Origin of the sequence: Pseudomonas sp. DC1.2 (assembly GCF_034351645.1) — a bacterium.
In the GTDB taxonomy this organism is placed as follows: domain Bacteria; phylum Pseudomonadota; class Gammaproteobacteria; order Pseudomonadales; family Pseudomonadaceae; genus Aquipseudomonas.
Genome location: NZ_CP133782.1, coordinates 2962396 through 2983794, shown reverse-complemented (window position 1 = coordinate 2983794; position 21399 = coordinate 2962396). Strand labels below are relative to the sequence as shown.

Genomic DNA, 21399 nt, shown 5'->3' with positions numbered 1-21399 from the left:
GTGCCGAGACTACCGGATTCAGTGGCCTATTTCTTCTCAAAGTTCCATCAGTACGTTCGCCAACCCTCGCGCGAACGCCATAAAAGGGCCGGTTAAAGTCCGGCTCGCCTCAAGCGTTCTGCGTGCTGTAAGTACAACGCTATTGAGTCGAAGCCTTGGGTGCCAACCCCCGGCGTCTGACGGATGCTGTCCAAATGATTCATGGGGTAGTCGGAGCGGATGACGTTGCCCAAGTGGGAACTGTATCGACCGACCATGCCGTCGTTTTGCTCGGCCTCGGTGATGAAGTACTCGGAAAAGGCCCGGCAAAAAAATTGCACCGGGTCGAGAGCATCAAGCACAGCGGCGCCGATATTTTGCTTTAGGGTGCCGCTCCACGAGTAGTACCGCACGCCATTAACCAGCTCAGGGCCCTGACCGCCCCAGTTTTCAGGCAGTCCCTGTGGGTATTTGTCGTTAAAAGCGCCGACGCCCTCGGTGGTCAGTGCGTTGAGCGCTGCAATCGCATTCTGCGGTAGACGAACGTTGCCGCTGAGCAGCGACAGAAAGTCGACAAACAGTGTGGCGACAGCCCTGGCGACATGTTCCGGTAATCGTCCGGGCTCCAGGGCTTTACGCAAGAAATCAGCCAGTTCCGAGCCATGGTTGGGCCCGCAGACTGACGTCACTGACGCTACTATTTGCGGTTCGACGGCCGCCGCATAGCGTGCAGCCAGTGCCCCTTGACTGTGTCCGATCAGGTTGACTTTGCGCGCGCCGGTCCCTGCCAGTACCCGTTCAATCTGTGCCATTAACTGGTCACCACGCGCCTCGTTGCTGTGGGTGGCTGACAGGTGTGGGATGAACACCCTGGCCCCGGCGTTTCTGAGTGCCTGCTTGACATCATGGAAGAGTTCGAATGAGCCGATACGGTCGAAGCCGAAGAGGCCGTGTATCAGCAAGATTGGGTATCGATTTGTTGCATTCCGTTGCATGTTCATACCTTTTTCGCAGGAGTTTGCTTTTTTTGGCCACGCCTCACTTTAAACACTCAACGAGGGCGGCGATGTATGAAATGCCGCTTTAATGAGGGCGAAAGCAGATTAAAAAGCGTATGAAAATTCGGATGCGAGCGAAGCTTGTGTCTGAACATTTGGACATCTTTAGGTGAGGCTAAGGCTGATTCATCACCAATGACTGACTCGTCGAATGGCGTTTTTCTGCGCTATCGGCTGTCATCACCCGACATCGCTGAGCCATGCTTTGGCGGTTTAATAGGCTTCTTCCTGTGCAGGCCTGCGGGTCTGCACCTTTTCCAAGGACTGGAGCGTTTGAATGATCCCGCATGAAGCAGATGTAGACCGTGCTGTAGATAAATGCCTGGCCGCACCCTGCCTGGAACAGGCGCGCGCCGGCGCCCTTGATCCGGCAATCAGCAAAGCTATTGTCAAGGTAGCGCCTTACCTGGCTATGGCGTGCGGGGACAAACTGGTCCTGTGCTGGGTGGGGCTGGACGCCGAGGGCGCTGAATACCGACATGAGGTGTCGCGTTTTGTTAGCGAAGGGCAGGTGGGCAAGGACATTATCTTTGCCGTCGCCGGCGAACACATCGAGGCGTTGGATGGCGGATCAGTAAAGATTAGCTACACCCTCAGCAGTATGTCTTTGCCCAGCAGCGCAGATTCCCTGCTGTTGCAGTTGAACGTAGGTGACCCTCGATCCCAGTTGTTACCGGTCGTGGTAAATGGCGCTGTGGGTGGAACACTTGATCCGGACCGGGTCGTTGAAGGGGTATGTGTGGCGATTAGACCTTACGCCAGGATGGCGGCGGGTGACCGAATCGTGCTGTCGTGGAAGGGCGTAACGGCACAAACGACGTTTAGTGACCGATTGAATATTGAAACCTTCGCGGTGGGGCAAACGCTCTCATTCTGGGTCAGGCCGGAATTCATTGCGCCGAGTCTGGGATCAGCCGTGACGATCAGTTATCGCGTCGAGCAATGCGGGCAGTTGCCCCGTGACTCTGAGCCTGCGCAGTTATCGATAGGCAGGCTTGTGCGAGGTCCATTGCTGGCCCCGGTCGTGCTGGAGGCCGATGAAGGGTGGCTGGATCTTCCGGATTCGATTGACGGGGTCACCGTCGTCATCGATAACGCCCGAACTGAAGAAGGTGAGCTGGTGTACTTGAAGTGCAACGGCACACACTTCAGTCACCGTGATGAGCGTGAAATTTCAAGGGGTATGGCCGGCGAGCCGCTGGTGTTTATCGTTCCATACCGCTTCTGGAGGGAGCATCAAGATACGACGGTTCGGGTGTTTTACTCGGTAGAACGACTGGATGGTGTGAGTCAGGAGTCCGAAGTGATGCTGGTGCAGGTGCATTCCTGACTCGGTCTCGGCTATCGATTGCGATATGACGCGGCCTTCCAGCCCTCGGTTGAAGGCTGGAAGGCGACCTGGTCATGCCGGTTGTTGCGCGCTGCGCTGTGTGCGGAGCCGCTCGGCAGCCTGGCGCAACAACTGTTCAGTGCTGGCCCAGCCGAGACAGCCGTCGGTTACCGACACGCCGTACTGCAGTGAAGAACTCAGCGGCTGGCAGCCTTCAAACAAGTGACTTTCGATCATCATGCCGATCAGCGATCGATCACCTTGCAGGCGCTGTTCCAGTACGTCGTTGAATACAGCGGGTTGACGCAGCGGGTCTTTGCCGCTATTGGCGTGACTGCAATCGACCATGACCCGCGTCGGGATCTTGAGCCGGGTCAGGTCGCTGTTGATCCGGGCGACGTTGTTTTGATCGTAGTTCGGGCCGCTATGCCCTCCTCGAAGTACCAGATGGGTGTCCGGGTTGCCCTGGGTTTGAATGATTGCAGGATGCCCTTGGCTGTCTACCCCGAAATGGCGATGCGCGTGAGCGGCTGAGCGCATGGCGTCAGTGGCGACAGCAACGCCGCCATCGGTGCCGTTTTTGAAGCCTACGGGCATACCCAGGCCACTGGCCATTTCCCGATGGATTTGCGACTCAGTGGTACGGGCGCCGATGGCGACCCAACTGAGTAAATCGTCGAAGTAGCCGGCGGCCATCGGTTGCAGCAACTCGGTCGCAATCGGTAAACCCAGTCTGAGCATTTCACGCATCAGTTCTCGGGATAGGGTCAGGCCGCCTGTCATATCGTCGCTGCCATCCAGGTGCGGATCGTAAGCCAGGCCCTTCCAACCCACTGTGGTTCGAGGCTTTTCGACGTAGGCACGCATCACCAGCAGCATTTCATCGCTGACGTTGGCCGCGAGGCGAGCGAGGTGGCCTGCGTACTCAAGGGCAGATTGAGGGTCGTGAATGGAGCAGGGGCCGACAATGACTAGCAGGCGCGAGTCCTCACCCTTGAGAATTGCGCGGATCGCCTGGCGGTGATTGGCGACTTGTTGACTCAGGGCGTGGGTCAGGGGCAATTGCTGTTTGAGTTGCAATGAGCTGGGCAGACGCAGGGTCAGCGCCTCATTTGCGGGGCTCAAGGTGGACACTGGCAGAGCAGAGAGGGACGAGTTCATGTCAGGGCTTCCTGGGCTGGCGGCGGGTTTGTTCCCGCGCGCTCGGCCCTACTGGGGTGTTCGACAATTAGCCGGATTGGCTGCGTGTGTGTGCTTGCCACCGGTGGGTGACCGATCGGAGGCGGCAGGCTGTCCCGAGCGGAGGTTGGTAAATCGCCAGGCGGAAAAAATGTCGTAACGGTAATAAGTGGCGTAGTTCATGTCGTGAATCCTCAGATTGTCTGGTTGTCGCTAGAAGTGTGCCGGGCGAAAAAACAAAACCCCCGGTCGGGGAGCCGGCCGGGGGTTTTAAATTCTTTGGCGGCGGCCCGTTTAATGTGGCCGCCGTGTGGGTATCAGGCGCGCCAATGGCTAAACCAATACCCAAAATAAAAGCTGGTCGAAGCGCAAACATCAGTCGCCCGGGCAGCCGTAACCGAGCGCAGAGCGCTGGCAGTGTAAGGCTGAGAGAGGGCGTTGAGCATGATGTGTCTCCGATGAATGCGCCGAGCTTACTAGAGGGCGGTGCGAGGGTTCAATCAGAAAATGCTATCGAGCACAGTCAGTTCTTTCTATCACTTGAGTCCTTTATCGGCTGTGGCACACTCTGGGCTTTGATCAAAACACACCCTCACAAGGACGCGTCATGACGACTCTGTGCATTGCTGCTGCCCAATCGATCTCCATTGCGGGCAATCTCGAGGCCAATATCGCATGGCATCAACGCTTTATTCAGGTCGCGGCTGAGCAGGGGGTGCAACTGCTGGTTTTTCCTGAGTTGTCGCTGACAGGTTATGAGCGTGGGTGCGCAGCAGAGCTGGCTATTGCACCCGATGCCGAGGTTCTTCAACCGTTGCGCGATTTTGCCAGAGAGGCCGGTGTGACGGCTGTGGTCGGGATGCCGATTCGTCCGTCGGAGCATTCACCGGTCTTGATTGGCGCCTTGGTTTTGGGTGCCGATGGTTCGCTTGGTGTTTACAGCAAACAGCACCTGCACTCCGGCGAGGAGGTGGCGTTTGCGCCAGGGGTCGGTGGTTCGACACTGGGGATTGGTGGCGACACGGTCGCGCTGGCGGTGTGTGCTGATTTTTCCCATGCCAGTCACGCTGCTGCAGCAGCAGAGCAGGGTGCAGATGTCTACGCTGCCGGCGTGCTAATCACTGAGAACGGCTATGCCCCCGACACGGCACTATTAAAGGGCTATGCCAGCGAGCATTCGATGGTTGTCCTGATGGCCAATCATGGCGGGGCGACAGGAGGCTGGCTATCGGCTGGGCGCAGCGCGATTTGGGCGAAGGGAGGCGCGCTGATTGCTGCGGCCCCCGGCACCGGTAACCTGATGGTCATTGGTCGCCGTACCGGTGGGGACTGGGAGGGGCAAGTCGTGACCGTCCCGGAGTATTGAAGGGTGTTTGAATTACGCCCTGCTACGCTTCGGGATCTGGCCTTTGCCCGAGAACTGACCTGTCAGAACATGCTGCGTTATTACATTCAGCACGATCTGTTGTGGCTGGATGAGGCGTTCGATGTGGCATGGGCTGGGCGTGAGAACTGGCTGATCGTGCAGCGTGACGCCGCCGTGGGTTATGTCAGTTTGAGTCGTGAAGCCAAAGCGTTGTACATCCGTGAACTGCATGTCCTGCAAGCATTTCGCAGGCAAGGCGCGGGTTCTTGGGTGATCGATCAAGTATCGGCCATGGCTCGGCTAGAGAGGCGGCCTGCTTTGCGCCTGACCGTTTTTAAAAATAATCCAGCCCAGGTGTTGTATCAACGAATGGGGCTGGAGGTGGTCGGCGAGGACGAGTGTTTCCTGCGAATGCAGCGTGATATTGACCGGGCCCCGCGCTGAAACACGCAGGCGGCAAGCCTTCAAAGATGAATTGAAACTTTTTATATGCTGCTTGCCGCTAGGTCTGCCAGTCGCTTTTTGCTAAGGTGTCGGCCAACCCAATAAGACCATATCGCGAGGTGTCTGCTTGATTAGGGTGCTAGTAGTCGATGACCATGATCTCGTTCGTACAGGCATTACACGGATGCTGGCGGACATCGATGGCCTGCAAGTAGTCGGCCAGGCCGAGTCGGGAGAAGAGTCCCTGCTCAAGGCGCGTGAGTTGAAACCCGATGTGGTGCTGATGGACGTCAAGATGCCTGGAATTGGTGGTCTTGAGGCCACGCGTAAACTGCTGCGCAGTCATCCTGATATCAAAGTTGTCGCTGTCACCGTGTGCGAAGAAGATCCGTTTCCTACGCGGCTTTTACAGGCCGGTGCCGCTGGTTATCTGACCAAGGGCGCAGGTTTGCCGGAAATGGTCCAAGCCATTCGGCTGGTGTTTGCAGGGCAACGCTACATCAGCCCGCAAATCGCCCAGCAACTCGCGATCAAATCCTTTCAGCCGACCAGCGATTCGCCTTTTGACGCGTTATCAGAACGTGAGATTCAGATCGCGTTGATGATCGTTGGTTGTCAGAAGGTTCAGATCATTTCTGACAAGTTATGCCTGTCGCCAAAAACCGTGAACACTTACCGTTATCGTATTTTCGAGAAGCTTTCGATTAGCAGCGACGTTGAGCTGACGCTGCTGGCGGTTCGTCATGGCATGGTTGATGCCAGTCTCTGAAAATGAGTGAAGTCTTCGATCCAGGCGCATTTTTATCGACCGTGAGTGGGCGCCCTGGCGTTTATCGCATGTTCGACGGCGATGCGCGCCTTCTGTATGTCGGTAAAGCCAAGAATCTCAAGAAGCGTTTGGCCAGCTACTTTCGCAAGACCGGTCTTGCTCCGAAGACTGCTGCGCTGGTAGGGCGGATCGCTCAAGTTGAAACCACAATCACGGCTAACGAAACCGAGGCGTTGCTGCTCGAGCAGACGCTGATCAAGGAATGGCGCCCTCCGTACAATATTCTGCTGCGCGATGATAAATCCTACCCTTATGTCTTTCTCTCGGATGGCCAGTTCCCGCGACTAAGCATTCATCGTGGTGCGAAAAAAGCCAAAGGCAAGTATTTTGGTCCTTATCCGAGTGCGGGTGCCATTCGTGAAAGCTTGAGCCTGCTACAGAAAACTTTTTTCGTTCGTCAGTGTGAAGACAGCTACTACAAAAACCGTACCCGGCCTTGCCTTCAATATCAGATCAAACGCTGCAAGGCGCCGTGTGTCGGTCTTGTGGAGCCTGAAGTGTATGCCGAAGATGTACGGCACTCGGTGATGTTCCTCGAGGGGCGGAGCAATGCGTTGACCGATGAGTTGTCTGGCGGGATGGAAGAGGCGGCGATCAATCTCGAGTTTGAGCGCGCCGCCGAACTGCGAGACCAGATCTCATTGTTACGGCGGGTCCAAGACCAGCAGAGCATGGAGGGCGGGACAGGCGATATCGATGTCATCGCCGCGTTTGTCAATCCAGGCGGCGCTTGCGTGCATTTGATCAGCGTGCGTGGCGGCCGAGTGCTGGGAAGCAAGAACTTCTTCCCGCAGGTGGGGATTGATGAGGACGTTTCCGAAGTCATGGCGGCGTTTTTGGGACAGTACTTTATCACCAGTCCCGAGCGCGACCTGCCAAGCGAGTTGATCGTCAACGTGGTGCATGAAGATTTTCCGACCCTGATCGCGGCTATTGATGAGCTGCGTGGCCGCGAACTCTCTATCAGCTATCGAGTGCGTGGTACGCGAGCACGCTGGCAGCAATTGGCGGTCACCAATGCTGAGCAGGCGCTGAGCGCGCGCCTGGCCAATCGTCAGCATGTTGCCGCACGTTTCGACGCACTGGCAGAAGTATTGAACCTGGATGAGCCACCGCAGCGCCTCGAGTGTTACGACATCAGCCACTCCAGCGGCGAAGCTACCGTGGCTTCGTGCGTGGTGTTTGGCCCTGAAGGTCCGATCAAGTCTGATTACCGTCGTTACAACATCGAGGGCGTGACGCCGGGCGATGATTACGCGGCGATGCATCAGGCACTGACCCGGCGCTTCAGCAAACTCAAGGACGGAGAGGGCAAGCTGCCTGATATCTTGCTGGTGGATGGCGGTAAAGGTCAGCTGTCGATGGCCCGCGACGTGCTCAATGAATTGTCGGTGCCTGATCTGATTTTGTTAGGCGTGGCTAAAGGCGCGACGCGTAAGGCGGGTTTTGAAACGTTGTACCTTAACGATGCCGCTCACGAATTTACTTTGCGCGGTGATTCTCCTGCATTGCATTTGATTCAGCAGATTCGCGACGAGGCTCACCGTTTCGCAATTACCGGGCATCGCGCACGGCGCGGGAAAACCCGCCGAACGTCAACGCTTGAAGGGATTGCGGGAGTTGGGCCGACACGTCGGCGCGATTTGTTGAAACATTTTGGTGGATTGCAGGAGCTGTCTCGTGCAAGCATCGAAGAGATCGCCAAAGCACCGGGGATCAGTAAAAAGCTCGCTGAGTCGATTTATGCAAACCTGCACAGCGAGTAGAATGCCCAACTCACCTCGTAGCCAGTTGTGCCGATGAATATCCCTAATCTGATTACCGTTCTACGCGTCCTGCTTATCCCGATCTTCATTTTACTGTTCTACCTGCCTTACCAATGGAGCTACCTGGCGTCCAGCTCGGTCTTTGCATTTGCCGCTGCCACCGATTGGCTGGACGGCTATCTTGCACGCCGCCTGGAACAGAGCACGCCTTTCGGGGCTTTCCTCGACCCTGTTGCTGACAAGCTAATGGTTGCGGTAGCGCTGGTGCTGCTGGTGCAAGAGCATGGCAATCTGTGGCTTACACTGCCGGCAGCGGTGATCATCGGTCGCGAGATTGTGGTCTCTGCACTTCGCGAGTGGATGGCCGAGCTTGGGGCACGGGCCCACGTTGCCGTATCGAACTTGGGCAAATGGAAAACCGCCGCGCAAATGCTGGCGCTGGTCATTCTATTGGCCAACCCGTCGGATTTCAGCTTTTGGGTGCTGGTGGGCTATGCGTTGCTGCTGGTATCGGCAGGTCTGACACTGTGGTCCATGGTTCAATACTTACGTGCCGCATGGCCACATCTGAAGACGGATGTACAAAAGAAATAAAACTTTTTTGAATCAAAGGGTTGACGGAGCTTCTGGATTCTATAGAATGCGCCACACCAAGAAGCGGGAATAGCTCAGTTGGTAGAGCACGACCTTGCCAAGGTCGGGGTCGCGAGTTCGAGTCTCGTTTCCCGCTCCAAATATTGTTCTGCAGGCTTTCATTGAAGTCTGCAGAAACTGAAAAAAGAGGCTTCGGCCTCTTTTTTCGTTCCAGTAAGTTCCGCTCGAAAACACTACTAGCCACGTTTTTTAGTACATTTTCTAGTACGTGAAATCCAATACTGGGTAGGTGATTTTTTTCTGGTACTCGCGGCCCGATTGCACTTATCCACGCTGCTCGGCCACCAGTAGCAATGACTGCGGCACAGGACTTTGCGGGTGCTGCGGTTCCTGCAGGCCGGTCAGCCGAAAACCGGCCATTTCCAGCGCGTTGAACCAACTGGATAAGGTGCGCGAGTACCAAGGCATGGGTTGCCACTGCCCCTTGAACCCAGCGAAGGTCTCTTCCCGCCAACCATCCTGATAGTCGCCCGCGGCTGCGGTCCACGGGTGCAGCGTCTGGATCACCAAGGCGCCGCCGGGGGCGAGCAGGGCGAGCAGGGCGTGCATGGCGGCAAGCAGAGGGATAATGTCCTGGTGCAACAAGGCGAAGTTGGCGCAGATCATGTTGTAGCCACTGCCGATGTCCACCCTCGTCTCTACCAACTCTTCATAGCTTGCCAAATGCACCCGCGCAGAGCCCGCTGTCCGCGCTGCCTCAACCAGCGTCGGGTCGCCATCCACACCGACCGCTTCGATCGCCCGTTCAGTCAGCGCCCGCAACAGCCAGCCCTCGCCACAACCCAGGTCAAGCACACGCTCGGGCCGACAGCCCAGCACCGCCAGCAGGATTGCCTGGTCGGTGACCTTGAGGCGGCTTTGGATGGTGCCGGTGCGGATGGCTTCGATCCAGGATTGGGCGTTGTGGTGCCAGCTTTGGAGGAGGGTGGATTCGGGGACGGGCATGTCGAAGTCCGCAGTTGTGGGGAGGTGGATCAAGGATAGGACAAGTGGTGGTGGAGCGGACCTTGTCGGTGACGCTTTACCTGCGCCTGGTGGAAATGCTGACAGCCAATATGCTGTAAGCATGTGCCGTGTTCGACATCCAGGTTTACGCAAGGTTGTAGGCATGGCCTTGTTGTAATTACTTGATTGATGTCAACCGCATGAGTCGACCTGCTCTGTATTCTACGCAGTAACCTGCAGCTGGAAGGGCAAGGCTTTTGCTTATGACCGAATTAACGCTGACTCACCTCTACTCACGGGGGCGCGCGCGCATGTATGCAAGCCGAAACCTGACAACTGATCGCCAGTGGTAGGTGATGTATTTGCAGTCGCGAGGATCGCTGGCATCCAGGCGGCCAAGCGCACGAGCGAGTTGTTCCCCGGTGCAAGTTGTCTGGGCAAACCGGTGTCGAGATGGAGGCGTTAACCGCTGTCAGTGTGGCGGCCCTGACCCATTGGGTCGAGGCTCGCGACAGTGATCGCGTGGCGATGCAACCATTGGACTGACGGTTCCCGCACTGTGAGTGAATCGTGTTGAGCTGAAATAAGAGCGAAAATTCCATGCTCTATCCGCTGTTTCTGACGTTGCATCTGTTTGCCGCGCTGATTTTTATCGGCACGGTATTCTTCGAAGTTCTGTTCCTGGAAAGTATCCGTAAACAGCTCCCCGTCAAGGTGATGCTGTTGGTCGAACAGGGTATCGGTCGACGCGCCCGTACCTTGATTCCATGGGTTTTGCTGGTGCTGTTTGGTGCGGGGTCGGGAATGGTCTGGTTGCGCTATTTGCCGGCCCTTGCCACACCGTTGGCCTCATCGTTCGGCACCTTGTTGATGTTGAAGATCTTGCTAGCCGTCAGCGTACTGCTGCACTTTCTGGTCGCCATGTTTTTGTTCAAAAGTGGCCGGATGAATGGCCGATACCTGCATTTCATCCATAGCAGCCTGTTCTGCCACATGATCGTCATCGTGCTGCTGGCCAAGGGCATGTTTTATCTGACGTGGTGATCTGACGTACCCGGCGGTCAGCTGCACAACCAGCACTTTGCTCGCGCTTGATACAAATCAAGGAGCATTGATCGCCAGGCCCCGACACTGGTAGTGCGCAGCCAGTCTCGGAGCCCCGTAATGCTCAATCTATTTCACCGCCCCGGCGAGCTGAATGCTCGGTGCGATCAAGGCGTGCTTGACCCCAATTGCCATGTCGAAACTGACAAGTTCCATGACGGCATCGGTTCACTGGATTTGCTTCGGTCTTTGCGCATCAGTCGCCAGATGCGCCGTCCGTTGTCCCTGAACGTGCAGCTGCCTTCTAACCTGAGACCTGCCTTGTGTTCCCCTCGCGGTATTTCATGCGAGCACAATGGTATCGAACACTATCTTCAGCGCCTGCTCCATGAGATCGACCTCGTCGGCTGTCACCTGGGGACAGGGCAGCGGGTCGAGCAGTTTCACTTGGGGGGCGGAACACCCATCATTGCCCACCTGAAACGGCTGATGAGTCAACTTCGTGAGCGATTCAACTTTCTCGACCATGAGTTCAGTGAGTACAGCGTTGAAGTTGACCTTCACCACACTGATTGGTCGACCATGGGCGTGCTGCGAGATTTGGGGTTCAACCACGTCAGCATCGGCGTTCCGGACATTGATGCCGACAGTGATATGTCGGTGGACTGCTACCAGAACCCGGCACCCATTCATTCGCTTATCGATGCCGCGCGTACCTTTGGTTATCGATCCATCAATGTTGATTTGGGTTATGGCCATGCCTGGCAGACGCCGGAAAGTTTCGCGCTGAAATTGGCCACTCTCGTCGAACTGGAGCCGGACCGGCTGCTGGTATTTGATTATTCCCGGCCACCTCAACGCTATCGGGCGATGGCCGCCGACACCCTCAAGGTGTTTTCGAGCGAGGACGATAAAGGCGCCATGCGCGAGATCTGCTTTGAACAGTTGCTCGGCGCAGGTTACCACTACATCGGCCTGGGGCAGTTTGTCCGGCCCGATGATGACTTGGCGATTGCCCAGGAGCGCGGTCGATTACGTCGTAATTGTGAGGGGTTTACCCGTTACGGGTATTGCGACCATATCGGGTTCGGCTTGGGCGCTATCAGTCAGATCGACGATTTGTATGCACAGAATACCGACGAACTGGAACGGTATCAGCAATGCTTGGACATGGACCAATTGCCGACGAGTCGTGGCTGGCGCTGTGAGGCAGGGAGCCAGGTCAGGCAAATGGTCACCGAACGCATGGCGTGTGATCTGGAGCTGGATGTCCAGTCAATCGAGAGGCGTTATGGACTGATCTTTCGCCAGTACTTTTACGCCGTCTGGCCTGTGCTGGAGCAATTGGCCAGTGACGGGTTGATTGAGCTGTCTGACCGGTTCATCAGTATTCTTCCGGCCGGTCGGCCGCACGTAGATGCCATCTGCAACTTGTTTGAAAAGGATTCGGGCGGTGGGGGGCATGAACCCCATAGCGAGTGGATTGATCATGACGACTTCATTTGATTTCGATCGCGCTCTGGTCGAAAAATATGACCGTCCGGGGCCGCGCTATACCTCCTATCCAACCGCGCCGCAATTTCATCAAGCGTTTGCCGTCGATGACTATCAACGTGCCGCCGCCGACAGCAACCTGGCGCCTCTGCCCAAGTCTCTGTCGGTGTACATCCACATTCCGTTCTGCAAGAGCCTTTGTTACTACTGCGCCTGCAACAAAATCATTACCCAGAAAACTCACCGCGCTGTCGAATACCTGACGTACCTCAAGCGCGAAATCGTGATGCAAGCCGCCTTGTTCGACCGCACGCGAAAACTCACGCAATTGCACCTGGGCGGGGGCACGCCGACCTATTTGACCAGTGAGCAGTTGGCGGACCTGATGGGCTGTCTACACCAGGCATTCGACATGGACGACAGCGACGACCATGAGTTTTCCATCGAAGTCGACCCCCGTACCATCAGCACCGAGCAGATCCAGTCGATGCGCCAGTTGGGCTTCAATCGCCTGAGTTTTGGCGTGCAGGACTTCGACCCCGACGTGCAAGCGGCGGTCAATCGCCAGCAAAGTGAAGAGCAGATTTATGCGCTGGTCGCTGCGGCGCGCCGGGCGCAATTCAAGTCGATCAGCGTCGACCTGATTTACGGCCTGCCACTGCAAACGGTGAAGAGTTTCGATGTCACCCTCGGCAAAATCATCGCGTTGCGTCCTGATCGAATTGCCGCCTACAGCTACGCTCATTTGCCGGAGCGGGTGCGCGCGCAACGACTGATTCGTCCAGCCGACATGCCACCACCGGAGCGCAAACTTGAGTTGCTTGAACTGACCATCCTCCGTCTGACCGAGGCCGGTTATGTCTATATCGGCATGGATCACTTTGCGTTACCGGACGATGAGCTGGCGCTGGCCCGCACCCAGGGTACGTTGCAACGCAATTTTCAGGGTTACTCGACCCACGCTGACTGCGATTTGATCGGTCTTGGGGTGTCTTCGATTGGCAAGGTCGGTGACAGCTACAGCCAGAGCGTCAAGGAGCTTTCGCAGTACTACGCCCGTATTGATCAAGGCTTGTTGCCGGTGCATCGGGGTTACCGTTTGAAGGCCGATGACCTGCTGCGCCGTGATGTGATCAGCGACCTGATGTGCCATGGCCGGGTCGATTTCGGCAAGTTCGAGGCGGGTCATGGCATTTGCTTTACCCAATATTTTGCCGACGCGCTGGCGCAATTGGATGAGCATGTGCGTGACGGACTGCTGGAGATTCACCGCGACCAATTGCTGCTGTTGCCCCAAGGGTATTTGATGATGCGCAGCGTCGCAATGGCGTTTGACGCCTACCTGGGTGGCGCACAGAAAGGTCAGTTTTCCCGCACTGTTTGAAGTATCGAAATCACCCGTGTAGAAATCTGATCGCCGTCAAGTCGGTATTTTTGCACCTGTTCAAAGATAGGGGCTCGCAATGTCCCTAATGCTTGGCATCAACGATGCCCAGGAGAACATGATGCAAACCGAGTTTCAGGATCGTGTGGCCGTGATCACCGGGGCCAGCTCCGGGATTGGCTTGGCCTTGTGCGCGGCGCTTTTGCCGCGAGGGGTCAAGGTGCTGGCGATGTCACGGACCGTCGGCGAATTGCCGACCTTGCAGCAGATCTATGGCGAACGACTGCAATGGTGCGCCGGGGACGTCACCTGTCAGGACGATCTACGGGATCTGGCCGAACGCGCTTCGGCGCTGGGCCCAGTGGACTATCTGGTGCCTAACGCGGGGATCGCCGAAATGGCCGACAGCCTCGACATGCCAGCCTTCCAGCGTCAGTGGGCGGTCAACGGTGCCGGGGCGCTGAACACCCTGTCGGCGTTGCGCGGGACGTTGGCCAGTCCGGCTTCGGTGGTGTTTGTCGGGAGTTTCCTGACGGGATCGACCTTCCCGGGCCTGGCGACCTGCATTGCCAGCAAGGCTGCGCTCACGGCTCAGGCACGCACGTTGGCGGTGGAGTTCGCGCGCTTTGATGTACGAATCAATGTGGTCTCCCCAGGGCCGACCGCGACCGCGATGTGGGACAACCTGGGCTTGAACGAAGGGGAACTCGGCGACGTCGCCGACACCCTTGGCAAACGTCTGTTGCCCGGTCATTTCCTCGATGCGTCAGCGGTGGCCAACGTGATTGTCTTTCAACTGTCCCAAGGTGCCCGGGGTGTCTACGGTCAGGACTGGAAAGTCGATAACGGTTACACCTTGGGCTGAAGCTGCGGGGGAAGGTGAGTGACAACCCTGTGATGAGGTACATCCCGTATTCGGGTTAGTGCGACGTACCCTCGGCAAACTCGATTTTGTTGCCGACGTTGTACTTGCCCGAGGGCTTGTTCATCGGGATGCGTTTAATTTCCTTGAGGGTATTGCTGTCGTAAACGATCAGCGCACCATCAGTGGCCCAGATGCTCAGCAACAGGTAGCGGCCGTCGCGAGTGAACTCGACGTGGGCGGCGGTCTTGCCGGGCATCGGGCGCAGGGTGTAGGCGATTTCCAGGGTTTGTTTGTCGATCAGGTGGATCGCATCGTTGTCGGGCCCAAAGAACACGTCGGTCCAGGCGTAACGTGAATTGACGTGACTGCGCATGAAGAAACCCGGCCCCAGGGTCGGAATTTCCTTGATCAGCTTCCAGGTCTTGAAATCGATGACCGAGATCAGACCCTTGCTGATGTTCGGCGTGGCGAATACCCACTCACCGTTACGTTTCCAATAAGTTCCGGACCCCAAGTGCGGCATCCCCGGTAGCGGTATATCGGTGACCACCTTGCCACTGTCGAGGTCAATCACCTGGCCGCCTTTGGCCTTGCGCGACGTGGCCAGCAGTTGCTTGTAGTCCGGCGAAAAGGAAAAGTCGTCTAGCACATCTTCGGCATGGATTCGTCGTGGTACGAAGTTTGGTGTGCCGGCGCTCGACAGCTCCCAGACCTCGTTAACGTCCTTGAGCGCCACGATGAAACTGTCACGCGGCGGGGCGGTGTAGACCGCGCTGACCCGTGACGCAGTACCGTCCTGACCGATTGTCGCAATGGTTTTGATCAGCGACAAGTCGCGGGCATCCAGCACCACGAGATTGCCCGGCAGGTAATTGCCCACCAGCACCCAGCGTCCATCTTTGCTTACCGCAAGGTTGCGGGTATTGAGCCCCACGCGGACCTCGGCGATCAGTTTCAGGTTGTGCAAGTCGTACAGGCTGACCCAGCCATCGCGAGAGGCTATGTAGACGAAGCGGCCGTCCGGCGAAAACTTCGGCCCGCCATGCACCGCAAAGTGCGAAGCAAACCGTGCCAACACTTCAAAGCGGTCACCGTCGAGGATATCGATGTGATGATCGCCCGCTTCCACCACCACGAACAGGTTCAGCGGGTCGGCCCCATGCTGAGGCGTGTTGGGCAGCTTGCTGATATCGGCGAGTAGCGAGTGACTGGCGAGAATGTCGGCGTTGCTCCAGGTCGGCGCCGTTGTGGGCGGTTGCTGCAAATAGTCGACCATCGCCTCGATCTGCGCGGCGCTGAGTACGTCGGCGTAACCTGACATCTGGCTGGCAGGGCGACCGCTTTCAATCACGCTGCGAATTTCCTCCGGTTTGATCCGGCTCAGACTTTCCGGCAGCAAGGCCGGGCCGGCAGCACCGAAACGGTTGGCGCCGTGGCAGCTCTGGCAATGTTGTCGGTAGTTGCTCGCGGCCTGTTCAAGAATCGCGCTTGAGGAGGGTACCGCAGCGCCGGCCTGGACGGCAGTGACCCATAGCAGCGGTGCAAGCACGAGGCGCCTCATCGCGTCACTTCGATCGGGTGTTGCAGCACCTGAGTGGGGTAGAGGCGCGCCGGGTATTCCAGTGGTTGTTCGGCGAACAGATCGACCACTGTGCCGATCACCGTCAGCGTTGGAATCCCGGGCGGGCACTCCAGCGCCAGGGTCGGCAATTGATACAGCAAGCCCCGGGCGACATGCTGGTCGGGCCGCGTGCCGTTGCAGATCAGCGCCGCCGGCATATCGGCGGGCATTCCGGCCTCGATCAAGCGCCGCGCGATAACCCCAAGGTTCGATAACCCCATGTAAAACACCAGGGTTTGAGTGCTGTCGGCCAGGCTGCTCCAGGGCAGTGACAATTCTCCGTCGCGTTGCAGGTGCCCGGTGATGAAGCGGCAGGAGTTGACCAGGTCCCGGTGGGTCAGCGGAATCCCCGCATAGGCGCTACAGCCGGAAGCGGCGGTGATCCCCGGAACCACCTGGCAGTCGATGCCGCGTTGCAGCAAGTATTGAAGCTCTTCGGCCCCGCGACCGAAGATGAACGGATCACCGCCCTTGAGTCGCACCACGCGCTGCCCCTGATCGGCGAGGTCGGCGAGCAGTTCGTTGATCTGTTCCTGGGGCAGGCTGTGGCAGCCGCTTGCCTTGCCGACGTAATGCCGCGCGCAGGTCAGAGGGATCAACGTCAGCAATTCGTCGCTGATGAGACGGTCGTATACCACTGCGTCGGCCTGCATCAACAGGCTCCAGGCGCGTAAGGTCAGCAAGCGCGGGTCGCCGGGGCCGGCGCCGACCAGGGCGACTTCGCCCGGTCTGAACGGCGACTCAAGTGCGGCCGGTAGTGCAATGGATGGAGGCATGGGAGGTCCTTGGTGCTTCATCAGGTTGGCCGGCTCACTCGTTTGTCAGAGGGTTTGCCGGACGGGCGATTCAGTGAGTCACGCAAGGGATGATGGGTGACGGCTGCACGCCGATCTCTTCATCACTTAGATGACAGCCGGGGTCCTGGCCCCAGAGATCGCCCTCGGCCCAGGCGCGGGTTCGGGTATTGCCGTTGCAGATGGGCAACCAGCGGCATTTCGCACAACGGCCGCCAACGGTACGGGGATGCTCTCGCAGTCTAGACAGCAGCGCATCCGGCTGATCCAGCCACAGCGTGCGAAATGGCGTGTGCCGGACATTGCCCACCGAGTGTTGCCACCAATAGGTGTCCGGATGCACCTCGCCGGTGTTATCGATATTGGCGATGCCGCTGCCCGAGGCGTTGCCACCCCAGGCGCGAAGCATATTTTCCAGGTGCGGGTAATACGCAGGCAGGCGAAGCGCGGCCCATTGAAGCAAGAGAATGGCGTCGGCATCGTTGTTGCCACTGACAAAATCGCTGTCGTGGCCTTGTTGAATGTCTTCCCAGGCGCGCTCGAAGATCGATGTCATCGCTTCGCGGCTCATCTGCCGCTGCGCATCGAGTTGGCGGCTGCGTTTACCGCGGCCGCTGTAGTTGAGGTGCGACAGGTAAAACTTCTGTACGTCGTACTCGCGCAGCAGTGTCAGCAGTTGGGGCAACTGCGCGTGGTTCTCCTGAGTCAATGTAGTCCGCAGGCCGACACGAATGCCGTGTTCGCGACAGAGCCGGATTGCGTGCATGGAGCGGGTAAAGCTGCCTTTCAGTTGGCGGAAGGCGTCATGGGTAGCTTCCAGGCCATCAATGCTGATGCCGACATAATCAAACTTTGCCGCGCTGATCTGCGCGATGTTCTGTTCATCGATAAGCGTGCCGTTGGTGGATAACGCCACGAAAAAGCCCTTGGCGCGGGCAGACGTGCTGAGCACGAACAGGTCTTCGCGCAATAGCGGTTCACCCCCGGAAAATATCAGCACCTTCACGCCAGCCTTGTGAAGGTCGTCGATCACCGTCAGCGCGGCGGGCGTATCCAGTTCATCGCGAAAGACACTGTCGGCCGAGGTCGCGTAGCAGTGTTTGCAGGTCAAGTTGCAGCGCCGCAGCAGGTTCCAGATCACCACCGGCGGCAGATTACTGCCCGGTGGGCTGGTTCTGGGTGCGGGCGCCTGACCGCTCAGCGCGCGCAGGTATTGACTGATCCTTAACATGCAATTCTCCTGCGTCATCACGTGTTCAACGTGGCGGCTTAGGGTAGCCGCAAACCGGTTTTTTTCAGGATGCGGCTGCTCACCAGCATTTCGTCGGCGACACAGGCGTCGCCCAGCAAGTAGCGCAGGTGTTCGCGGTAGGCGTTGATTTCATCGCTGCTGCGGCCATGGACCATGGCGAATAGGTTGTAGCGCCAGGCGGTCTGGCGCGGGCGCCGATAGCAATGGCTGACGCACGGCTGCGCGCCGATCAGTGCGCCAAGGCGCGGCATGTCTGCATCGCGCACGTCCCAGACGGTCATGCCGTTGTGGCGATAGCCGAGGCGGTAGTGATTGGGGACGGCGGCAATCCGGCGGATCGCGCCTTCGGCTTGCAGGCGCTTGAGCAGATTCAGGGTGGAGTCGACGCTCAGATGCAACTGCTCGGCGAGCCAGGCCCATGGATCGTCCAACAATGGCAGGCCGGCCTGGGTCAGTTCGATCAGGCGCCGGGACTGGGTTTCTTCAGACCGGGAAATACAGACCGACATGGTAGGTCTCCTCTTTGGGCAGGTTGAGCAGCGGCAGGCCGGTCAGGTTTTCGATGTGCTGCAGGGCCTCGGCGAGCCCCTGTACTGTCGGGCAGGCAAGGACGAACCACATGTTCCAGACGTGTTCGCGTCGATAGTTGTGCGCCACCTCGGGCAGGGCGTGCAGTTGCTCGGCAACTTCCTCGAAACGTGCTTCCGGCACCGCCAGCGCGGCGAGGGTAAAGGCGCCCCCCAGCCGCTCGATGTCGAACATCGGGCCGAAGCGCGTGAGTATTCCTTCGCAGAGCATTTCGTGGAGGCGGTGGAGCAATTCAGCGCTGCTGGTGTCCAGTTCGCGGGCCAGCGCCTGCCAAGGGTGGCGTACCAGCGGCAGCCCCAGTTGCAAGCGATTGATCAGTCGACGGTCGAGATCATCCATGGTGTGGGGCCCCCGCTAAAGAGGCTGAAAAGCGTGCGCCGCATTGTTTGAAAGCGTGGGTGCTGAACAGCACTTGATGGGGTAGGTCGCTCAGCAGGTGCTCGTTCAGCAATGCCTGAATATGCGTCTCGACCTGATCACGGTGACGCCCGTGAACCATGCAGAACAGGTTGTATCGCCACTGCGGAAAACGCCGTGGTCGTTGATAGCAGAGGGTGATGCCGTGCGCTCGCCCCAGGCGCTGGCCGACTTCGTCGATCAGCGCGTCCGGAACATCCAGTACCAACATCGCATTGGCGGTAAAGCCCAGGGCACGATGGTTGAGCACCAGGCCGACCCGGCGAAACAAGCCTTGCGCGTGCCACTGGCGCATCTTCCCGAGCACCTGGTCTTCGTCGGCGTTTATCCGTTCGGCGAGGGTTTGGTAGGGGCGTGATACCAGCGGCAGGCCACCTTCAAGGTGGCGACGCAGCGCCAGCGCTTGCCCGGGGGTTAAGCCGGTCTTCATGGCGTTTCTCCCAGGGAAAAACCGAGGTCGATGCGGTAGGCAGTCAACATCGGCAGGTCCAGTGGCGTGAGGCCGGTATCTTTTTCGAGTTCGTTGAGTACGCGCTCGATGTGTGGTCGATCAGGGCCGGTCAACACAAACCACAGGTTGTAGGCATGCTCCCGTGCGTAGTTGTGATTGACCTCGGGATACTGGCTGACGCGCTCTGCGACCTGATGCAGGCGTTCGGCAGGCACGGCGAACGCGGCCAGGGTGCTGGCTCCGGCGCGGCTGTGTTCGAACACTGGGCCGACTCGTGAGAGGGTGCCGGCCTGATCCATGGCTTGCAGGCAGGCCATCACGTGGGCCTCGGCGCAACCGAGGACGTTGGCCATCTCTTTAAACGGTTCCGGGCACAGCGGCATGCCGTGCTGGAAGCGATCCGTCAATTGGCGACTGAGCAGATCCAGGTTCATTTCAATGCCCCACTTTTTGCGCACGGCTGCTGAAGAAGATGCCGCTCGGCGCGCTGGCCGGCAGGGTGGTCAGCCGTTTCAGGCTGTACGGGTCCCAGACCTGCACCTGATCAGCGTCCCGTGATGACAGCCACAATTGGTCGCCACGGGCGGTGAACTCCATGTGCAGCACCGCCGGGCCCGGCCGCAGGTCGGCGATCACTGCGTGGGTTTCGGTGTCGATCACCTGCACCCGGTCGTTGTCCGGGTAGGCGAAATTGACCCACAACTGTCGACCATCTGGCCGAGAAGTGACGAACACCGGCTGACCGGCGACCGGGATGGCCGCCGTCTGTTGCCAGTTGCGCGAATCCATCACCAGCACTTGATGGTGGCCGACGGCGGGCACAAATGCCTGGTTGTCGGCGACGGCCCAGCCTTCCAGGTGCGGCATTTTGTAAACCGGGAGTTTTTCCTGACCGTGACCGTAGTCGCCGAGTATTCGCTGCACACCTCGTTCCGGATGCCAGAGGTCGAGTTGGGCCATCCCGTCTTCGCCGAACAGCCCAGCCATGTAATAGCGTCCGTCCGGGGTTATCAGCGCGTCGTAGGGTTGTTGGCCGATGTTTTTGAAGCGGCTAATCTGCGGTGAATTGCCCTGGCTGAAATCGGCGGTCCAGATCTCACCGGTATCGAACAGGCTGAATACAAAGCGCTGTCCGGGGGCGTCCACCAAGCCGACGACCCGAGAGCGTTTGCTGCCATCGGCCAAGGCCGTGGCGGGGATGTCGGCCACCTGTTGCAGGGTGTCGGCATCGAATACCTTGACGCCGCCGGGCACGTAGTTGGACACCGCGATCAGCTTGCCGTCCTGACTGATGGCGCCACCGATGCTGTTGCCGCCCTGGATGATCCGGTGATCGATACGCCGCGTCAGTAGGTCGATTTTGCTCAACCCGCCGTCGCGGCCGAAAACGTAGGCATAACGCTGGTCATGGGAAAACACCACTGAGGCATGGGACAGGTCGCCAAAACCTTTGAGTCGTGCCAGGGCGGTGTGCGTCTGGCTTTCGATGATTTGGACGCTACCGGTGCCGCGTTCCACCACTACCCCAAGATCGCCCGTGCCCCGCAAGGGCGACTGAGCGCAGGCGGATAACAAGAGGCCGGTCGCCGCTGACAGTAGGATTGAACGGATCATGGTGCGGGATATCCCTGGAGAAGAAAATCGACCAGCCAACGGATGTCGTCAGCACTGAGTAGCGGGCCCCAGCCGGGCATTGCCGTACCGGGGCGTCCGTGGGTGATGGTGGCAATCAGGCTGGCCCGCGACTCGTCGGCTAATGCCGCGCGGGTCAGTTCGGGGCCTAGCCCGCCGGTCAAGTACAGCCCATGGCAGGCGCCGCAGTCCTGAGCCAGCAGGCGTTCGAGTTGCACCTGACGCTTGGCGTCCGGCGCCGCAACCGAGGTCGCGCAAAAGAGTAGGAGGGCCGCCAGAATCAAAGCGTGTCGATAGGTGTTCATGA

The 21399-nt window shown here is 58.5% G+C and carries 22 protein-coding genes, 1 tRNA gene and 1 pseudogene; 12 read left to right on the top strand and 12 right to left on the bottom strand.

Going from position 1 to position 21399, the window contains the following annotated elements; translation table 11 throughout:
- Positions 1-92: 92 nt before the first annotated feature.
- A complete protein-coding gene (locus RHM68_RS13475) occupies positions 93-974 on the bottom strand; it encodes a triacylglycerol lipase (RefSeq protein ID WP_322215366.1) in 882 nt (293 codons plus the stop codon).
- Positions 975-1314: 340 nt separating this feature from the next.
- On the opposite strand from RHM68_RS13475, the gene RHM68_RS13470 reads away from it, so the two are divergent.
- Positions 1315-2367: a hypothetical protein gene (locus RHM68_RS13470; protein WP_322215363.1), complete on the top strand. Its 1053-nt coding sequence runs from the start codon at positions 1315-1317 to the stop codon at positions 2365-2367.
- A gap of 72 nt (positions 2368-2439) precedes the next feature.
- Here the strand turns inward: RHM68_RS13470 and RHM68_RS13465 are convergent, their stop codons facing one another.
- Positions 2440-3528: a 3-deoxy-7-phosphoheptulonate synthase gene (locus tag RHM68_RS13465; protein WP_322215360.1), complete on the bottom strand. Its 1089-nt coding sequence runs from the start codon at positions 3526-3528 to the stop codon at positions 2440-2442.
- A 625-nt stretch (positions 3529-4153) separates the two neighbouring features.
- Between RHM68_RS13465 and RHM68_RS13460 the strand changes: the two genes are divergently transcribed.
- The 6 genes from RHM68_RS13460 (at position 4154) to RHM68_RS13435 (ending at position 8684) form a co-directional block, all read left to right on the top strand.
- Positions 4154-4912 carry a carbon-nitrogen hydrolase family protein gene (locus RHM68_RS13460; RefSeq protein WP_322215357.1) on the top strand — a complete coding sequence of 253 codons (759 nt, stop codon included), beginning with the start codon at positions 4154-4156 and terminating at the stop codon, positions 4910-4912.
- Positions 4913-4915: 3 nt separating this feature from the next.
- Complete coding sequence (locus tag RHM68_RS13455; protein ID WP_322215354.1) at positions 4916-5356, top strand: GNAT family N-acetyltransferase; 441 nt, start codon at positions 4916-4918, stop codon at positions 5354-5356.
- A gap of 127 nt (positions 5357-5483) precedes the next feature.
- Positions 5484-6125, top strand: coding sequence for a UvrY/SirA/GacA family response regulator transcription factor (uvrY, locus tag RHM68_RS13450; protein ID WP_082069126.1), 642 nt, complete (start codon positions 5484-5486; stop codon positions 6123-6125).
- A gap of 2 nt (positions 6126-6127) precedes the next feature.
- Positions 6128-7951 (top strand): excinuclease ABC subunit UvrC, encoded by a 1824-nt coding sequence (gene uvrC / locus RHM68_RS13445; RefSeq protein ID WP_322215350.1) that lies wholly within the window; start codon positions 6128-6130, stop codon positions 7949-7951.
- A gap of 33 nt (positions 7952-7984) precedes the next feature.
- On the top strand, positions 7985-8545 hold the full coding sequence (gene pgsA, locus RHM68_RS13440) for a CDP-diacylglycerol--glycerol-3-phosphate 3-phosphatidyltransferase (protein WP_322215348.1): 561 nt from the start codon (positions 7985-7987) through the stop codon (positions 8543-8545).
- A 63-nt stretch (positions 8546-8608) separates the two neighbouring features.
- Positions 8609-8684: transfer RNA gene (locus RHM68_RS13435), tRNA-Gly, on the top strand.
- A 185-nt stretch (positions 8685-8869) separates the two neighbouring features.
- Here RHM68_RS13435 and RHM68_RS13430 read toward each other — a convergent pair.
- Complete coding sequence (locus RHM68_RS13430) at positions 8870-9550, bottom strand: class I SAM-dependent methyltransferase (protein ID WP_322215346.1); 681 nt, start codon at positions 9548-9550, stop codon at positions 8870-8872.
- Between the two features lie 352 nt (positions 9551-9902).
- On the opposite strand from RHM68_RS13430, the pseudogene RHM68_RS13425 reads away from it, so the two are divergent.
- The 5 genes and pseudogenes from RHM68_RS13425 to RHM68_RS13405 all read left to right on the top strand — a co-directional run.
- A pseudogene (locus RHM68_RS13425) lies at positions 9903-10072 on the top strand (cyclic pyranopterin monophosphate synthase MoaC); the annotation flags it as partial.
- 78 nt (positions 10073-10150) lie between these two features.
- On the top strand, positions 10151-10594 hold the full coding sequence (locus tag RHM68_RS13420) for a hypothetical protein (protein WP_322215345.1): 444 nt from the start codon (positions 10151-10153) through the stop codon (positions 10592-10594).
- A 120-nt stretch (positions 10595-10714) separates the two neighbouring features.
- A complete protein-coding gene (locus tag RHM68_RS13415) occupies positions 10715-12100 on the top strand; it encodes a coproporphyrinogen III oxidase (RefSeq protein ID WP_322215343.1) in 1386 nt (461 codons plus the stop codon).
- The gene (gene hemN, locus RHM68_RS13410; RefSeq protein WP_322215341.1) at positions 12084-13472 is read left to right on the top strand and encodes an oxygen-independent coproporphyrinogen III oxidase; all 1389 of its coding nucleotides are present in this window, start codon (positions 12084-12086) and stop codon (positions 13470-13472) included. Before RHM68_RS13415 ends, hemN begins: the two co-directional genes overlap by 17 nt.
- A gap of 121 nt (positions 13473-13593) precedes the next feature.
- Positions 13594-14337 (top strand): SDR family oxidoreductase, encoded by a 744-nt coding sequence (locus RHM68_RS13405; protein ID WP_322223791.1) that lies wholly within the window; start codon positions 13594-13596, stop codon positions 14335-14337.
- Between the two features lie 55 nt (positions 14338-14392).
- Here the strand turns inward: RHM68_RS13405 and RHM68_RS13400 are convergent, their stop codons facing one another.
- The 9 genes from RHM68_RS13400 to RHM68_RS13360 form a co-directional block, all read right to left on the bottom strand.
- On the bottom strand, positions 14393-15898 hold the full coding sequence (locus tag RHM68_RS13400) for a cytochrome D1 domain-containing protein (protein ID WP_322215339.1): 1506 nt from the start codon (positions 15896-15898) through the stop codon (positions 14393-14395).
- A complete protein-coding gene (gene cobA / locus RHM68_RS13395; RefSeq protein WP_322215337.1) occupies positions 15895-16734 on the bottom strand; it encodes a uroporphyrinogen-III C-methyltransferase in 840 nt (279 codons plus the stop codon). The genes RHM68_RS13400 and cobA overlap by 4 nt, the downstream gene beginning before the upstream one ends.
- A gap of 70 nt (positions 16735-16804) precedes the next feature.
- Positions 16805-17983, bottom strand: a complete 1179-nt coding sequence (gene nirJ, locus RHM68_RS13390) for a heme d1 biosynthesis radical SAM protein NirJ (RefSeq protein WP_322215335.1) — start codon at positions 17981-17983, stop codon at positions 16805-16807.
- A gap of 38 nt (positions 17984-18021) precedes the next feature.
- On the bottom strand, positions 18022-18513 hold the full coding sequence (locus tag RHM68_RS13385; protein ID WP_322215333.1) for a nitrite reductase: 492 nt from the start codon (positions 18511-18513) through the stop codon (positions 18022-18024).
- A complete protein-coding gene (locus RHM68_RS13380; protein WP_322215331.1) occupies positions 18488-18931 on the bottom strand; it encodes an AsnC family transcriptional regulator in 444 nt (147 codons plus the stop codon). The genes RHM68_RS13385 and RHM68_RS13380 overlap by 26 nt, the downstream gene beginning before the upstream one ends.
- The gene (locus tag RHM68_RS13375) at positions 18924-19439 is read right to left on the bottom strand and encodes an AsnC family protein (protein ID WP_322215329.1); all 516 of its coding nucleotides are present in this window, start codon (positions 19437-19439) and stop codon (positions 18924-18926) included. The genes RHM68_RS13380 and RHM68_RS13375 overlap by 8 nt, the downstream gene beginning before the upstream one ends.
- Complete coding sequence (locus RHM68_RS13370; RefSeq protein WP_322215328.1) at positions 19436-19894, bottom strand: Lrp/AsnC family transcriptional regulator; 459 nt, start codon at positions 19892-19894, stop codon at positions 19436-19438. Before RHM68_RS13370 ends, RHM68_RS13375 begins: the two co-directional genes overlap by 4 nt.
- Position 19895: 1 nt before the next feature.
- Positions 19896-21074, bottom strand: a complete 1179-nt coding sequence (locus RHM68_RS13365) for a cytochrome D1 domain-containing protein (RefSeq protein WP_322215326.1) — start codon at positions 21072-21074, stop codon at positions 19896-19898.
- Positions 21071-21397 carry a cytochrome c gene (locus tag RHM68_RS13360; protein WP_322215324.1) on the bottom strand — a complete coding sequence of 109 codons (327 nt, stop codon included), beginning with the start codon at positions 21395-21397 and terminating at the stop codon, positions 21071-21073. Before RHM68_RS13360 ends, RHM68_RS13365 begins: the two co-directional genes overlap by 4 nt.
- Positions 21398-21399 lie beyond the last annotated feature (2 nt).

Bases quoted from the DNA above. Each gene is read 5' to 3' on its own strand.
- RHM68_RS13415 (WP_322215343.1), top strand. From the start codon at position 10,715: ATGCTCAATCTATTTCACCGCCCCGGCGAGCTGAATGCTCGGTGCGAT.
- pgsA (WP_322215348.1), top strand. From the start codon at position 7,985: ATGAATATCCCTAATCTGATTACCGTTCTACGCGTCCTGCTTATCCCG.
- RHM68_RS13430 (WP_322215346.1), bottom strand. From the start codon at position 9,550: ATGCCCGTCCCCGAATCCACCCTCCTCCAAAGCTGGCACCACAACGCC.
- RHM68_RS13380 (WP_322215331.1), bottom strand. From the start codon at position 18,931: ATGGATGATCTCGACCGTCGACTGATCAATCGCTTGCAACTGGGGCTG.
- RHM68_RS13405 (WP_322223791.1), top strand. From the start codon at position 13,594: ATGCAAACCGAGTTTCAGGATCGTGTGGCCGTGATCACCGGGGCCAGC.
- RHM68_RS13475 (WP_322215366.1), bottom strand. From the start codon at position 974: ATGCAACGGAATGCAACAAATCGATACCCAATCTTGCTGATACACGGC.
- RHM68_RS13375 (WP_322215329.1), bottom strand. From the start codon at position 19,439: ATGAAGACCGGCTTAACCCCCGGGCAAGCGCTGGCGCTGCGTCGCCAC.
- cobA (WP_322215337.1), bottom strand. From the start codon at position 16,734: ATGCCTCCATCCATTGCACTACCGGCCGCACTTGAGTCGCCGTTCAGA.
- nirJ (WP_322215335.1), bottom strand. From the start codon at position 17,983: ATGTTAAGGATCAGTCAATACCTGCGCGCGCTGAGCGGTCAGGCGCCC.
- RHM68_RS13465 (WP_322215360.1), bottom strand. From the start codon at position 3,528: ATGAACTCGTCCCTCTCTGCTCTGCCAGTGTCCACCTTGAGCCCCGCA.
- RHM68_RS13460 (WP_322215357.1), top strand. From the start codon at position 4,154: ATGACGACTCTGTGCATTGCTGCTGCCCAATCGATCTCCATTGCGGGC.
- uvrC (WP_322215350.1), top strand. From the start codon at position 6,128: ATGAGTGAAGTCTTCGATCCAGGCGCATTTTTATCGACCGTGAGTGGG.
- RHM68_RS13420 (WP_322215345.1), top strand. From the start codon at position 10,151: ATGCTCTATCCGCTGTTTCTGACGTTGCATCTGTTTGCCGCGCTGATT.
- RHM68_RS13470 (WP_322215363.1), top strand. From the start codon at position 1,315: ATGATCCCGCATGAAGCAGATGTAGACCGTGCTGTAGATAAATGCCTG.
- hemN (WP_322215341.1), top strand. From the start codon at position 12,084: ATGACGACTTCATTTGATTTCGATCGCGCTCTGGTCGAAAAATATGAC.
- RHM68_RS13400 (WP_322215339.1), bottom strand. From the start codon at position 15,898: ATGAGGCGCCTCGTGCTTGCACCGCTGCTATGGGTCACTGCCGTCCAG.
- RHM68_RS13385 (WP_322215333.1), bottom strand. From the start codon at position 18,513: ATGTCGGTCTGTATTTCCCGGTCTGAAGAAACCCAGTCCCGGCGCCTG.
- RHM68_RS13365 (WP_322215326.1), bottom strand. From the start codon at position 21,074: ATGATCCGTTCAATCCTACTGTCAGCGGCGACCGGCCTCTTGTTATCC.
- RHM68_RS13360 (WP_322215324.1), bottom strand. From the start codon at position 21,397: ATGAACACCTATCGACACGCTTTGATTCTGGCGGCCCTCCTACTCTTT.
- RHM68_RS13370 (WP_322215328.1), bottom strand. From the start codon at position 19,894: ATGAACCTGGATCTGCTCAGTCGCCAATTGACGGATCGCTTCCAGCAC.